The sequence below is a fragment of the Streptomyces sp. NPDC102437 genome (assembly GCF_044765565.1).
Lineage (GTDB): Bacteria > Actinomycetota > Actinomycetes > Streptomycetales > Streptomycetaceae > Streptomyces.
On the sequence record NZ_JBIWKI010000038.1, the window covers coordinates 1 to 13,303 of the forward strand.

Annotated in this window: 15 protein-coding genes; 1 reads left to right on the forward strand and 14 read right to left on the reverse strand. The window is 68.6% G+C overall.

What is annotated here, in order from left to right:
- On the forward strand, positions 1-194 hold a 194-nt coding region (locus tag ACIRJP_RS33055; RefSeq protein WP_404182231.1), incomplete at its 5' end, for a glycosyl hydrolase family 18 protein.
- Positions 195-324: 130 nt separating this feature from the next.
- On the opposite strand, the gene ACIRJP_RS33060 is transcribed toward ACIRJP_RS33055, so the two are convergent.
- From ACIRJP_RS33060 to ACIRJP_RS33125, 14 genes are all read right to left on the reverse strand, one after another.
- Positions 325-771: a DUF2550 domain-containing protein gene (locus tag ACIRJP_RS33060; RefSeq protein WP_266733551.1), complete on the reverse strand. Its 447-nt coding sequence runs from the start codon at positions 769-771 to the stop codon at positions 325-327.
- Between the two features lie 139 nt (positions 772-910).
- Complete coding sequence (locus ACIRJP_RS33065) at positions 911-1,285, reverse strand: F0F1 ATP synthase subunit epsilon (RefSeq protein WP_404182233.1); 375 nt, start codon at positions 1,283-1,285, stop codon at positions 911-913.
- Positions 1,286-1,395: 110 nt separating this feature from the next.
- Positions 1,396-2,838 (reverse strand): F0F1 ATP synthase subunit beta, encoded by a 1,443-nt coding sequence (gene atpD / locus ACIRJP_RS33070; RefSeq protein ID WP_356088294.1) that lies wholly within the window; start codon positions 2,836-2,838, stop codon positions 1,396-1,398.
- On the reverse strand, positions 2,838-3,752 hold the full coding sequence (locus ACIRJP_RS33075) for a F0F1 ATP synthase subunit gamma (protein ID WP_351260794.1): 915 nt from the start codon (positions 3,750-3,752) through the stop codon (positions 2,838-2,840). Before ACIRJP_RS33075 ends, atpD begins: the two co-directional genes overlap by 1 nt.
- 3 nt (positions 3,753-3,755) lie before the next feature.
- The gene (gene atpA, locus ACIRJP_RS33080) at positions 3,756-5,327 is read right to left on the reverse strand and encodes a F0F1 ATP synthase subunit alpha (RefSeq protein WP_360927011.1); all 1,572 of its coding nucleotides are present in this window, start codon (positions 5,325-5,327) and stop codon (positions 3,756-3,758) included.
- Between the two features lie 138 nt (positions 5,328-5,465).
- Entirely contained in the window at positions 5,466-6,281 is an 816-nt protein-coding gene (locus tag ACIRJP_RS33085; RefSeq protein ID WP_404182237.1) for a F0F1 ATP synthase subunit delta, read from the reverse strand.
- Positions 6,278-6,823 (reverse strand): F0F1 ATP synthase subunit B, encoded by a 546-nt coding sequence (locus ACIRJP_RS33090; RefSeq protein ID WP_404182240.1) that lies wholly within the window; start codon positions 6,821-6,823, stop codon positions 6,278-6,280. The genes ACIRJP_RS33085 and ACIRJP_RS33090 overlap by 4 nt, the downstream gene beginning before the upstream one ends.
- 38 nt (positions 6,824-6,861) lie before the next feature.
- Positions 6,862-7,089, reverse strand: a complete 228-nt coding sequence (gene atpE / locus ACIRJP_RS33095) for an ATP synthase F0 subunit C (RefSeq protein ID WP_030386954.1) — start codon at positions 7,087-7,089, stop codon at positions 6,862-6,864.
- Between the two features lie 72 nt (positions 7,090-7,161).
- Positions 7,162-7,998, reverse strand: coding sequence for a F0F1 ATP synthase subunit A (atpB, locus tag ACIRJP_RS33100; RefSeq protein ID WP_358946359.1), 837 nt, complete (start codon positions 7,996-7,998; stop codon positions 7,162-7,164).
- Between the two features lie 210 nt (positions 7,999-8,208).
- Entirely contained in the window at positions 8,209-8,646 is a 438-nt protein-coding gene (locus ACIRJP_RS33105; RefSeq protein ID WP_404182243.1) for a hypothetical protein, read from the reverse strand.
- 262 nt (positions 8,647-8,908) lie between these two features.
- A complete protein-coding gene (locus ACIRJP_RS33110) occupies positions 8,909-10,297 on the reverse strand; it encodes an MraY family glycosyltransferase (protein ID WP_404182246.1) in 1,389 nt (462 codons plus the stop codon).
- Positions 10,298-10,417: 120 nt separating this feature from the next.
- Complete coding sequence (glyA, locus tag ACIRJP_RS33115; protein WP_404182249.1) at positions 10,418-11,686, reverse strand: serine hydroxymethyltransferase; 1,269 nt, start codon at positions 11,684-11,686, stop codon at positions 10,418-10,420.
- Positions 11,687-12,013: 327 nt separating this feature from the next.
- Entirely contained in the window at positions 12,014-12,655 is a 642-nt protein-coding gene (locus ACIRJP_RS33120; protein ID WP_404182252.1) for a protein-tyrosine-phosphatase, read from the reverse strand.
- Positions 12,652-13,299 (reverse strand): L-threonylcarbamoyladenylate synthase, encoded by a 648-nt coding sequence (locus ACIRJP_RS33125; protein ID WP_356088299.1) that lies wholly within the window; start codon positions 13,297-13,299, stop codon positions 12,652-12,654. Before ACIRJP_RS33125 ends, ACIRJP_RS33120 begins: the two co-directional genes overlap by 4 nt.
- Positions 13,300-13,303: the final 4 nt, after the last annotated feature.

The window sequence follows — 13,303 nt, forward strand, 5'->3', positions numbered from 1 at the left end:
CCACCGGCACCGTCGCCGGCACCGCCTACGCCCACTGCGGCACCAACTGGTGGAGCTACGACACCCCGGCCACCATCGCCACCAAGATGAACTGGGCGAAGAACCAGGGCCTGGGAGGCGCCTTCTTCTGGGAGTTCAGCGGCGACACCGCGGGCGGTGAACTCGTCGGCGCCATCAACAGCGGCCTGAAGTAGCCCTCACGGTCTGAGACAACCCCCCACCAGCACCACGCACCACCCCGGAAAGCAGCCGGGGAGACGGGTCCGCCCCCCGCCTCCCCGGTTCTTCCGTCTTCTGGGCCGTGCAGAGTGCTGCCGGCCGGCCCTAAGCCACGTTGACCCGCTGGCCGGGCGGAGCCGCCTCCAGCCAGGCGAGGAATCCGGTCAGCGCGTCGTCGCTCATGGCCAGCTCCAGGCGGGTCTCCCCGTGGAGACAGCCGAGCACCACGGCGTCGGAGAGCAGCGCCAGCTCCTCCTCGCCCTCGGGCAGCCGCCGGGCGACCACCTCGATCGCGGAACGCTCCAGGACCCGGCGGGGTCGAGGAGCGTAGGAAAAGACGCGGAACCAGTTGATCCGGTCCTCGCTGTACCGGGCGACCCCGTAGACCCAGCCCTTGCCCGAGAGGTCGGGCTCCTCGGACACGTTCCATCGCAGGCTGCAGTCGAAGGTCCCGCCGGAGCGCTGAATCAGCCGCCGGCGCAGACCGAAGAAGAAGAGTCCGATCAGGACCAGTGCGACGAGCAGCCCGCCCACCCACAGCGCGAGGAACATCTCCACCGACCTCCTCGCGTCGTCGAGTAACGGATACCGCCAGATACAACCGCACCTGCATCGCCTCAGCCGCGACACGGTCTGGAGTGGTCTCCAGCTCGGGCCGCGGCTGAGGGTAAAGCTACGTGGTAGCGGGGCGCTAGCGCACCGCCACCGCACGCAGTCGGACTTCGGCGCGCCGCTCGGAGGCAGCGTCCGTGTCCGACTTCGCGCGCTCCAGCGCACGCTCGGCGCGCTGGACATCGATCTCGTCCGCCAGCTCCGCGATCTCGGCGAGCAGCGAGAGCTTGTCGTCCGCGAACGAAATGAAACCGCCGTGCACAGCGGCGACCACAGTCCGGTCGTCGCTCGTACGGATCGTCACCGGGCCCGATTCCAGCACACCCAGAAGCGGCTGGTGACCGGGCATGACGCCGATGTCGCCGGACGTGGTGCGCGCGACGACCAGGGTGGCCTCGCCGGACCAGACACTGCGGTCCGCGGCGACCAGCTCGACGTGCAGCTCAGCAGCCAAGGGTGGCTCCTCGGGTCACCACCCGGCCGTTCGAGCCGGGTGTTGGGTCAATTCTACGGGGCGTGGTGAGGGGGACGGGACACACCCGCCCCCCTCGGTGAGCCAGGGGCTCAGGAGACGCCGAGCTCCTTGGCGTTGGCCTTCAGGTCCTCGATGCCACCGCACATGAAGAACGCCTGCTCGGGGAAGTGGTCGTACTCGCCGTCGCAGATCGCGTTGAACGCGGCGATCGACTCGTCGAGCGGCACGTCCGAACCGTCCACGCCGGTGAACTGCTTGGCGACGTGGGTGTTCTGCGACAGGAAGCGCTCGACACGACGGGCACGGTGGACAACGAGCTTGTCCTCCTCGCCCAGCTCGTCGATACCGAGGATCGCGATGATGTCCTGGAGGTCCTTGTACTTCTGGAGGATCCCCTTGACACGCATGGCCGCCGCGTAGTGGTCCTCCGCGATGTAGCGGGGGTCCAGGATGCGGGACGTGGAGTCCAGCGGGTCCACGGCCGGGTAGATGCCCTTCTCGGAGATCGGACGGGAGAGAACCGTCGTCGCGTCGAGGTGGGCGAAGGTGGTGGCCGGGGCCGGGTCGGTCAGGTCGTCCGCGGGGACGTAGATCGCCTGCATCGAGGTGATCGAGTGACCGCGGGTCGACGTGATGCGCTCCTGCAGCAGACCCATCTCGTCGGCCAGGTTCGGCTGGTAACCGACCGCGGACGGCATACGGCCGAGCAGGGTGGACACCTCGGAGCCGGCCTGGGTGTACCGGAAGATGTTGTCGATGAAGAAGAGCACGTCCTGCTTCTGCACATCGCGGAAGTACTCCGCCATGGTCAGACCGGCCAGCGCGACGCGAAGACGCGTGCCCGGCGGCTCGTCCATCTGACCGAAGACAAGCGCCGTCTTGTCGATGACGCCCGAGTCGGCCATTTCCTCGATGAGGTCGTTGCCCTCACGGGTGCGCTCACCGACACCGGCGAACACCGACACACCGTCGTGGTTGTTGGCCACGCGGTAGATCATTTCCTGGATCAGAACGGTCTTGCCGACACCGGCACCACCGAACAGACCGATCTTTCCACCCTTGACGTACGGGGTGAGCAGGTCGATGACCTTGACGCCGGTCTCGAACATCTCGGTCTTGGACTCGAGCTGGTCGAAGTTGGGCGCCTTGCGGTGGATCGGCCAGCGCTCGGTGACCTCGGCGTTCGCCTCGGGCTTGTTCAGGATCTCACCGAGGGTGTTGAACACCTTGCCCTTGGTGATGTCGCCGACGGGGACCGTGATGCCGGTGCCCGTGTCGGTCACCGCGGCCTGGCGGACCAGACCGTCGGTGGGCTGCATCGAGATCGCGCGGACCAGGCCGTCGCCCAGGTGCTGGGCGACCTCCAGGGTCAGCGTCTTGAGCTTGCCGTCCTCGGCCGGGTCGGCCACCTCGACGGTCAGCGCGTTGTAGATGTCCGGCATCGCGTCGACGGGGAACTCCACGTCGACGACCGGGCCGATGACCCGGGCGACGCGGCCCGTGGCAACGGCCGTCTCAACTGTGGTCGTCATTACTTGTCACTCCCCGCGGTCGCGTCGGCCAGCGCACTGGCACCACCGACGATCTCGCTGATTTCCTGGGTGATTTCGGCCTGGCGGGCCGCGTTGGCAAGCCGGGAGAGCGTCTTGATGAGCTCACCGGCGTTGTCGGTGGCCGACTTCATCGCGCGGCGGCGGGCGGCGTGCTCGGAAGCAGCGGCCTGCAGCAGCGCGTTGTAGATCCGGCTCTCGACGTACCGCGGAAGCAGGGCGTCGAGGACGTCCTCCGCCGACGGCTCGAAGTCGAACAGCGGCAGGATCTCTCCCTTGCCGGCGTCTTCCTTCGTGGCATCGAGGCTGAGCGGCAGCATCCGGTCGTCGACCGGGTTCTGCGTCATCATCGACACGAACTCCGTGAAGACGATGTGCAGCTCGTCCACGCCGCCCTCGGCGGTCTCCTGGGTGACCGCCTCGATCAGCGGGGCCGCAGCCCGCTTCGCATCCGCGTACGTCGGGCTGTCGGTGAAGCCGGTCCACGAGTCCGCGAGCTTGCGCTCACGGAAGCCGTAGTAGGCGACACCCTTGCGGCCGATCACATAGGTGACGACCTCCTTGCCCTCGCCCCGGAGCCGCTCGGTCAGTCGCTCCGCGGCCTTGATGGCGTTGGAGGAGTAACCGCCAGCCAGACCGCGGTCGCTCGTGATGAGCAGGATCGCGGCCCGTGCCGGGGTCTCGGCCTCGGTGGTCAGCGGGTGCTTGGTGGTGGAGCCGGTCGCCACCGCGGTCACCGCACGGGTGAGCTCGGTCGCGTACGGCGTCGACGCCGCCACCTGGCGCTGTGCCTTGACGATGCGCGAGGCGGCGATCATCTCCATCGCCTTGGTGATCTTCTTCGTGGCGGTGACGGAGCGGATGCGGCGCTTGTAAACGCGAAGCTGAGCGCCCATCGATCAGCCCTCGCCCAGGAGCTTGCCGTCCGAGGTCTCGAACTGCTGCTTGAAGGCGGCGACGGCGTCGGCGACCGACTGCAGCGTGTCGTCCGACATCTTGGCGCCCTCGGCGATGCTGGTCAGGAGGTCCTTGCGCTCACGGCGCAGGTACTCCAGCAGCTCGCTCTCGAAGCGACGGATGTCCTCGACCGGGACGTCGTCCATCTTGCCGGTGGTGCCGGCCCAGATGGAGACGACCTGCTCCTCGACCGGGTACGGGGAGTACTGCGGCTGCTTCAGCAGCTCGACCATGCGCTTACCGCGCTCCAGCGACGCCTTCGAGGCCGCGTCCAGGTCGGAACCGAAGGCGGCGAACGCCTCCAGCTCGCGGTACTGGGCGAGGTCCACGCGGAGACGGCCGGACACCTGGCGCATCGCCTTGTGCTGGGCGGAGCCACCGACGCGGGAGACCGAGATACCGACGTTCAGGGCCGGGCGCTGGCCGGCGTTGAACAGGTCGGACTCCAGGAAGCACTGGCCGTCGGTGATGGAGATGACGTTGGTCGGGATGAACGCCGACACGTCGTTCGCCTTGGTCTCGACGATCGGGAGGCCCGTCATCGAACCGGCACCCATGTCGTCGGAGAGCTTCGCGCAGCGCTCCAGCAGACGCGAGTGGAGGTAGAAGACGTCGCCCGGGTAGGCCTCACGGCCCGGCGGACGGCGCAGCAGAAGCGACACGGCGCGGTAGGCGTCGGCCTGCTTCGAGAGGTCGTCGAAGATGATCAGGACGTGCTTGCCCTGGTACATCCAGTGCTGGCCGATGGCCGAACCGGTGTACGGCGCAAGGTACTTGAAGCCGGCCGGGTCGGACGCCGGGGCGGCGACGATGGTCGTGTACTCGAGCGCGCCGGCCTCTTCGAGGGCACCGCGCACGGAGGCGATGGTGGAGCCCTTCTGACCGATGGCGACGTAGATGCAGCGCACCTGCTTGTTCACGTCGCCCGTGCGCCAGTTGTCGCGCTGGTTGATGATCGTGTCGACGGCCAGAGCGGTCTTACCCGTCTGACGGTCACCAATGATCAGCTGACGCTGGCCGCGGCCGATCGGCACCATGGCGTCGACGGCCTTGTAGCCGGTCTGCATCGGCTCGTGCACCGACTTACGGACCATGACGCCAGGGGCCTGCAGCTCGAGGGCGCGGCGGCTGTCGGTCGCGATCTCGCCGAGACCGTCGATCGGGTTGCCGAGCGGGTCGACGACGCGGCCGAGGTAACCCTCGCCGACGCCGACGGAGAGCACCTCACCGGTGCGCTGCACCGGCTGGCCCTCTTCGATGCCGCTGAACTCGCCGAGGACGATGGCACCGATCTCGCGCTCCTCGAGGTTGAGGGCGAGACCGAGGGTGCCGTCCTCGAACTTCAGCAGCTCGTTCGCCATGGCCGAGGGAAGACCCTCGACCTTCGCGATGCCGTCGCCGGCAACGCTGACCGTACCGACCTCCTCGCGCGAGGCCGCGTCCGGCTTGTACGACTGGACAAAGTTCTCCAGCGCGTCCCGGATCTCCTCCGGCCGGATCGTGAGCTCCGCCATCTGGGTTCCCTGCTCTCCTTGTTGGGCCCGAAGTTTCTTAAGGGGGTCTGGGGGCCGACCCCCAGGAATCTTCTGCAATTTCTGCACGGCCCAACCGGGCCGCTGGTCTTGCTCTGTTCTGTTGCTGCGCTGCGTCGGTCAGCCGGCCATGCGCCGGGTCGCCTCTTCGAGGCGCTCCGAGATGGTGCCGTTGATGACCTCGTCGCCGACCCGCACCGCGATCCCACCGAGGACCGTGGGGTCCACGTCGAGGTTCAGGTGCATCGGACGGCCGTAGATCTTCGCCAGTGCGGCGCCGAGGCGCTGCTTCTGCCGATCACTGAGCGGCACGGCCGAGGTGACCACGGCGACCATGCGGTCCCGGCGCTCCGCGGCGAGCTTGGAGAGGGACTCGAGTCCCGCTTCCAGGCTACGTCCACGCGGCTGGGTGACAAGGCGCGTGACGACGCGCTCGGTGGCGGGCCGCGCCTTGCCGCCGAGCAGGCTGCGCAGCAGCTGCCCCTTGGCGGCGGTGGACGCGGACCGGCTGGTGAGCGCGGCGCGCAGCTCCTTGTCGGAGGCGACGATCCGGCCGAACCGGAACAGCTCGTCCTCGACGTCGTCGAGGTCTCCGTCGCGCTGGGCGGCGGTGAGGTCTGCGATGTTCGCCAGTTCCTCGGCCGAGTCGACCAGGTCGCGCGACTGCGACCAGCGGGAGCGGACCATGCCGGAGACCAGGTCGACGGTCTCGCCGCCCACCTGACCGCGCAGCAGCCGTCCGGCCAGCTCCGCCCGGGCCTCGCCGGCCTGCGACGGGTCGGTCAGGACCCGCCGCAGTGAGACCTCGCGCTGGAGCAGCGCCGTCACGGCGGCCAGCTCCTCGGCGAGCTTCGCCGCGTCGACCGACGTGTTGTCGGTCAGCGCGTCGAGCGACTCACGCGCGGCAGCCAGTGCCTCGCGGCTCGCGCCGTTCATCGGACAGCCTCGGCCTTCGCCTCGAGCTCGTCGAGGAAACGGTCGACGGTGCCGCTCTGCCGGGCGTGGTCCTCGAGGGACTCGCCGACGAGCTTGCCGGCCAGGTCGGTGGCGAGCTTGCCCACGTCCTGACGCAGCGCGGAGGCCGCGGCCTTGCGGTCGGCCTCGATCTGGGCGTGACCGGCAGCGATGATCTCCTCGCGCTGCCGCTGGCCTTCCGCCCGCATCTCCTGCAGGATCACAACGCCCTGCTCCTGCGCCTCCTGGCGCAGGCGCGCGGCTTCGTGGCGGGCCTCGGCGAGCTGGGCCTTGTACTGCTCAAGGACGCTCTGGGCCTCGGTCTGGGCCGCATCGGCCTTCTCGATACCGCCTTCGATGGCCTCGCGACGCTCTTCCAGAACCTTGTTGATGTTCGGAAGGAGCTTCTTGGCGAGGAAGCCGAAGACGATGACGAAGGCGATCAGACCGATGACGAGCTCAGGGATCGGCGGAACGAGGGGGTTCTCCACCTCGGAGGCCGCGAGCTGAACCAGGGGGTTCACATCAGTGCCTTTCGTCGGAACGGACTAGTCGCGGTTCGTCAGCTGTAGACGAACGGCATGACCAGACCGATGAGGGCGAGCGCCTCACAGAAGGCGAAGCCGAGGATCTGGTTGGCGCGGATCAGACCGGCAGCCTCGGGCTGACGGGCGAGAGCCTGCGTGCCGTTACCGAAGATGATGCCGACGCCGACGCCGGGGCCGATGGCAGCCAGGCCGTATCCGACGGAGCTGAGGGAACCGGTGACGGCGGCAAGGGTCTGGGACATGCCAGTTCTTCCTTCTCTTTCACGGACCGGTGGGGGTTGGCCACCGGACGACTGGGGGTATGGGAGGCGCGATCAGTGGTGCTCGGCGACAGCGCCCTGGATGAAGCTGCACGCCAGGAGCACGAAGACGTACGCCTGAACAGCCTGGATGAAGAGCTCGAAGGCCGTCATCACGATGACCATCACGAACGAGACGCCCGCGTAGGCGATACCGATGCCGTTGAGCAGGTACCAGCTGGCGATGGTGAAGAGCAGCAGCAGCGTGTGACCGGCGAACATGTTCGCGAAGAGTCGGACCGCGTGCGTGAAGGGCCGGACGATGACGTTCGAGAAGAACTCGATGACCATGACCATCGGGAGCACCGGGCCGAGCGACTTGTCGTAGCCCGTCAGGTTCTTGAAGCCGCCGACGAAACCGTGGCGCTTGAAGGTGATGCTCATCCAGAGGACGTAGACGATCAGGGCCAGCCCGGCGGGGTAGGCGATGACCGACGTCACCGGGAACTGGGCGAGCGGGATGATCGACCAGAGGTTCATCATCCACACGAAGAAGAAGATCGACACCATCAGCGGGACGTACTTCTCGCCCTCGCGCTTGCCGAGCGTCTCGTAGACGATCCCCCGGCGGACGAAGTCGTAGCCGGCCTCGGCCACCATCTGCAGCTTGCCCGGAACGACCTTCGGCTTACGGAAGGCGGCCCAGAAGAAGCCGACGATGATGACCGTGCCGAGGAGCGCCAGCAGCATCGTCTTGTTGAAGTAGATGTTGCTGTCCGCGTCACCGAAGATCGGCTCGAACAGGAAAGAGTGCAGGCCGGGACCCGGGAAACCACAACCGGAGAAGATGTGGCAATCGGTCTCGAAGGCGAGCACCTGCGTCGGGTCAGCACTCACCGCGGGCTCCTTCAGCGTGGCGCATAGGTACGGCAACCTCGTTGTGTCGGCGCGGCGCGCAGCCGCGGTTCGGCACTGGACTGGTGTTACGGATGTGTGAGCGGCAGTCAGGCATTGAGCCTCGCGATCGAGCAGGCGTCAGCTCACATGCCCGCGCCCGCAGTGCCGCAGTTGGAACCGGACGATAGCAGGGTCTTGAACCTGCACTTATCCCGCCCCTACCCTTCACGACTTCGAGCCCGTGTTCTTGGGCTTTTCCGTCTTGTCGGACTCGGGTTCGACGTAAAGGATCTTGGCCTTCATGTGTGCACGGGTCTGTGCACCGATCCACACGAGGGTCATCGCGACCAGAGTGATCGCGAACGCCTTCGGATTGAACATCGTCGTGTTCTTGAAAGCGGCGACGAAGATGAACAACAGGAGAAGCTGAGCCGTGTACAGCATCAGCCCCATCGCCTGGAACAGGTGGGGCAATGACCGCGCGGTCCGCTGCAGGACCAGCAGGCCGATTCCCATGAAGAGGATCACCACGATCGTCGCAACACCCGCGCCGAGGGCTCCCTTGCCGCCCGCGACACCAGCGCTGACAGCAACGGCGACGACGCCGGCGGCAGCGGTGGGTACGGCGGCTTGAAGGAGAGTCCGGACGTCGTTGGACGGCATGGCGGCAGCTCCGCTTGCAGGGGGTGGGCAGTGTGTCGTCATGGACGAGCGTAGGCCCGGTCCGAGTCGATGCCTCGGGCCAATGGACCGCGCTACTCAAGTCCTTCGACTCCGTCACCGGGCTTCGTGAACGGTATCACAAACTATTTGATGAGGTCTTTACCAAGAAAGTGTGCTTACAGTCACACGTGAGAGTGAATTCGCGCATGTGAGCAAGACAACTCAATTACTTGTCTGGTATTGCCCCGCGGTGCCCGAATTCTCAGCGTGCGGATTCAGCCCTGTCTCTGTCCGAAAAACGCGAACGGGGGCCGATGGCTGTCGCCCCGTTGACGCCGGACACACCGACGACCACCGGGGTGCGCTCCTGTGACTCGGGCTCCTTCTGCCCCATCGGCGCCTCCAGGGGCCCCTGTTGGACCCCGCCCCCGGACGAGAGGGCTGTCCCTTCCGCCGCCTCGCCCTTGTCCCGGATCCGGCGGTAGCGGGGCGGTACGAAGCGTTCCGCCCAGTACGGGGCCCTCGGCGTGAAGCGGGGCAGCAGCAGCAGTACGAGACCCAGCGCGCTCATCCCCATGATCACCAGCACGATCCACAGGGACGTCGAGTGCACGGAGTAGCCGACCGCGCCGAAGGCGATCAGGGCCGACCAGAAGTACATGATCAGCACGGACCTGCTGTGCGAGTGGCCGATCTCCAGCAGCCGGTGGTGCAGATGACCGCGGTCCGCCGCGAACGGCGACTGCCCGTTCCAGGTACGCCGCACGATCGCCAGCACCAGGTCCGCGGCCGGGATCGCGATGATCGTCAGCGGCAGCAGCAGCGGGATGAAGACCGGCAGCATCGCGTGGGTCGCCTCGCGCTCACTGCCGGCGAAGAGCTTCATCGCGTCGGGGTCGACCAGGCCCGTCACCGAGATCGCCCCGGCCGCGAGCACCAGACCGATCAGCATCGAACCCGAGTCGCCCATGAAGATCCGCGCGGGATGCATGTTGTGCGGCAGGAATCCCAGGCACATGCCCATCAGGATCACCGCGAAGAGCGTCGCCGGGGCCGCCGCCTCGATCATGTGCCCGTACCAGAGCCGGTAGGTGTACAGGAAGAACGCGGCGGCGGCGATGCACACCATGCCTGCCGCGAGACCGTCCAGACCGTCGACGAAGTTGACCGCGTTGATGGTGATGACGACCAGGGCGACCGTGAGCAGCGTGCCCTGCCACTGGGTGAGCGCGACGGTGCCGACACCGGGGATCGGCAGCCACAGGATCGTCAGACCCTGGAGGACCATGACGGCGGCGGCGATCATCTGCCCGCCGAGCTTGATCAGGGCGTCGAGCTCGAACTTGTCGTCCAGGACACCGATCAGCCAGATCAGCGCGGCTCCGGAGAGCAGCGCCCGCGGCTCGGTGGAGAGCTGGAAGACCCATTCAAGGTTGTGGAGATGGGCCGCGACGATCAGTCCGGCGCACAGCCCGCCGAACATGGCGATGCCGCCGAGCCTCGGTGTCGGTTCTCGGTGGACGTCACGCGCACGGATCGCGGGCATCGCCCCGATCGCGATGGCGAACTTACGCACCGGACCGGTCAGCAGATAGGTCACCGCAGCCGTGACACAGAGCGTCAGCAGGTAATCACGCACGGGCTGCCCCATAGATTTCGCCGGCCATCTCAGCCCACACCCTAAACCGTCCCGGCATCAGGGACGGCCGCGCTGCACGGGCCTCATGACCGAGGACACAGCGATCGGGTCCATCGGTTCCGCATCGGACGGCTACCCCGGGTAAGGCGGATGACTCTCCGCCAGTTCGCGCACCTCCGCGCGGACATCGGCCTCCTCACGCACCGCCGTTCCGAAGAGCACCGCCAGCCGGGCCATGTCCGCGTCGTCCATTCCCTGGGTGGTGACGGCCGCGGTGCCCAGCCGGATGCCCCGGGCGTCCCCGTACGGCAGGGCGCAGGTGTCCAGCACCAGGCCGGCCGCCGCCAGCCGGGCACGGGCGGTCCGCCCGTCGACGCCCAGCGGGGCCGGATCCGCGACGATCAGGTGGGTGTCCGTGCCGCCGGTGGTGACCTCGAAGCCCTCCGCCTCCAGACCGGCCGCCAGTACCCGGGCATGGGCCACCACCCGGTGCGCGTACGTCGTGAACGCCGGGGTGGCCGCCTCACCGAACGCGACGGCCTTGGCGGCGACGGTGTGCATCTGGGCACCGCCCTGGGTGAACGGGAAGACCGCCCGGTCGATCCGCTCCGCCAGCTCCGCGCCGCACAGGATCATCCCGCCGCGCGGCCCGCGCAGCACCTTGTGCGTGGTCGCGCAGACCACATCGGCGTACGGCACCGGGCTCGGCGCCGCTCCTCCGGCGATCAGCCCCATCGGGTGCGCGGAGTCGGCGATGAGATACGCGCCCACCTCGTCGGCGATCTCCCGGAACAGCTCGTGGTCGGGATGGCGGGGGTACGAGATGGAGCCGCTCACGATCGCCTTGGGGCGGTGGGCACGGGCCAGCGCGCGGACCTGCTCGTAGTCGATCAGGCCGCTCTCCGGGTCCACGCCGTAGCCGATGAACTCGAACCAGCGGCCGGAGAAGTTGGCGGGCGAACCGTGAGTGAGGTGACCGCCGTACGGGAGTCCCATCGCGAGCACCGTGTCGCCGGGACGGAGCAGGGCGGCGTAGGCGGCGAGGACCGCGGAGGAGCCGGAGTGCGCCTGGACGTTGGCGTGCTCGGCGCCGAAGAGCGAGGTGGCGCGGCGGCAGGCGATGCGTTCGGCGGCGTCGGCCTGTTCGCAGCCGCCGTGGTGGCGGGCGCCGGGATAGCCCTCGGCGTACTTGTTGGCGAGGGGGGAGCCGAGGGCGGCGAGGACCGCTGGCGAGGTGAAGTTCTCGGCGGCGGTCAGCTGCAGGGTGCTGGACTGGCGGTGCAGCTCCCCCAGCAGCACGGCGGCGATCTCCGGATCCTCCCGGAGCAGGGCACCGAAGTCCTGCGGCAGGGCGGCCTGCGGGGCGGAGGGCGGTGCGGCTGGAGTGCTGGTGACCGGCATCGATGGGCTCCGGGCCTGGAGAGGGGTGCGCTGGCGTCAGATCCAATGTAGGCCCGCGACGGGCCTCCTGCCCGCTGTGCGGCGCCGTCGTGCACCCGCCCGGCCCCTCCGGCGCCCGGACGGTGCGTACGCCCGTCAGAGTGGCGTGGACGGCCTGCCCGTCAGCGCTGCGCGGATACGCCGGTGAGCGCCGTGACGACCGGGTCGAGTGCCTGGTTGAGCACCATTCCCGCCGCGCCCCTCGCACCGCTCGGCCCCGGCGGGCCTCCCGGGCCTCGGCGCGCCGCGCCGGCCTCCGGCCGTCGGGCGGGCGGCAGGGCCGCGGCCTCAGCGGTGGGTCGCGACGCCCGTCAGCGCGGTGACGACCGGGTCGAGGGCCTGGTTGATCTCGTCGCCGACGGAGCGGAAGAACGTGATCGGGGCGCCGTACGGGTCGTACACCTCGTCCGCCTCGGCGGTGGGGGCCAGCAGCCAGCCGCGCAGCGCGGCGGCGGCGCGGACCAGCGCGCGGGCGCGCTCGACGACGCCCTCGTCCAGCGGATCGGGGAGCGTGGCCGGGTCTATCGCCCGGACCAGCCGGGTGAATTCCTTGAGGGTGAACGTGCGCAGGCCAGCCGAGTGACCCATCGAGATCACCTGCGCGCGGTGGTCGCGGGTGGCGGTCAGCACCAGGTCGGCGCGGATCACGTGCTCGTCGAGCAGTTCCCGGCCGACGAAGCCGGTGGTGTCGGCGCCGAAGTCGGCGAGGACCGTCTCGGCGTTGGTCTCCATGGGGGCGCCTTCGTGGCCCCAGGTGCCCGCGCTCTCCACGATCAGTCCGCCGCTGAGCGGATCGCCGAGGCGGTCCACCAGGGCATGGCGGGTCAGCCGCTCGGTGATGGGCGAGCGGCAGACGTTGCCGGTGCTGACGTGGAGGATGCGGAAAGTGTCGGCCCGCCCCGCTATGCCACGCCCCTCAGGGGCGGTCAATTGGCCACCTCGAGGTCGGGTACCACCTTGCGGAGCTCCTCGACGGAGAGCGCGCCGGCCCGCAGCAGCACGGGGATCTTGCCGGTCACGTCGACGATCGACGAGGGCACGATGCCGGGCGTGGGGCCGCCGTCCAGGTAGACGGAGACGGAGTCGCCGAGCATCTCCTGGGCCGCGTCGCAGTCCTCCGGGGACGGGTGGCCGGTGAGGTTGGCGCTGGAGACGGCCATCGGGCCGACCTCCGTGAGCAGCTCGATGGCGACCGGGTGCAGCGGCATCCGGATGGCGACGGTGCCACGGGTGTCCCCGAGGTCCCACTGGAGCGACGGCTGGTGCTTGGCTACGAGCGTGAGGGCGCCGGGCCAGAAGGCGTCGACGAGCTCCCAGGCCTGCTCGGAGAAATCGGTGACCAGGCCGTGCAGGGTGTTCGGGGAGCCGATCAGGACGGGGGTCGGCATGTTGCGGCCGCGGCCCTTGGCATCCAGCAGGTCGGCGACGCCCTCGGAGCTGAAAGCGTCCGCACCGATGCCGTACACGGTGTCGGTGGGCAGCACGACCAGTTCGCCGCGGCGGACGGCCGACGCGGCCTCACGCAGACCCGTCGTACGGTCGGTCGCGTCGTTGCAGTCGTATCGCCGTGCCATCAGC

Excerpts from the sequence above, each read along its gene's own strand:
- ACIRJP_RS33060 (WP_266733551.1), bottom strand. The coding sequence starts at position 771 with ATGTTCCTCGCGCTGTGGGTGGGCGGGCTGCTCGTCGCACTGGTCCTG.
- atpD (WP_356088294.1), bottom strand. The coding sequence starts at position 2,838 with ATGACGACCACAGTTGAGACGGCCGTTGCCACGGGCCGCGTCGCCCGG.
- ACIRJP_RS33075 (WP_351260794.1), bottom strand. The coding sequence starts at position 3,752 with ATGGGCGCTCAGCTTCGCGTTTACAAGCGCCGCATCCGCTCCGTCACC.
- atpA (WP_360927011.1), bottom strand. The coding sequence starts at position 5,327 with ATGGCGGAGCTCACGATCCGGCCGGAGGAGATCCGGGACGCGCTGGAG.
- ACIRJP_RS33085 (WP_404182237.1), bottom strand. The coding sequence starts at position 6,281 with ATGAACGGCGCGAGCCGCGAGGCACTGGCTGCCGCGCGTGAGTCGCTC.
- atpE (WP_030386954.1), bottom strand. The coding sequence starts at position 7,089 with ATGTCCCAGACCCTTGCCGCCGTCACCGGTTCCCTCAGCTCCGTCGGA.
- ACIRJP_RS33105 (WP_404182243.1), bottom strand. The coding sequence starts at position 8,646 with ATGCCGTCCAACGACGTCCGGACTCTCCTTCAAGCCGCCGTACCCACC.
- ACIRJP_RS33110 (WP_404182246.1), bottom strand. The coding sequence starts at position 10,297 with ATGGGGCAGCCCGTGCGTGATTACCTGCTGACGCTCTGTGTCACGGCT.
- glyA (WP_404182249.1), bottom strand. The coding sequence starts at position 11,686 with ATGCCGGTCACCAGCACTCCAGCCGCACCGCCCTCCGCCCCGCAGGCC.
- ACIRJP_RS33125 (WP_356088299.1), bottom strand. The coding sequence starts at position 13,299 with ATGGCACGGCGATACGACTGCAACGACGCGACCGACCGTACGACGGGT.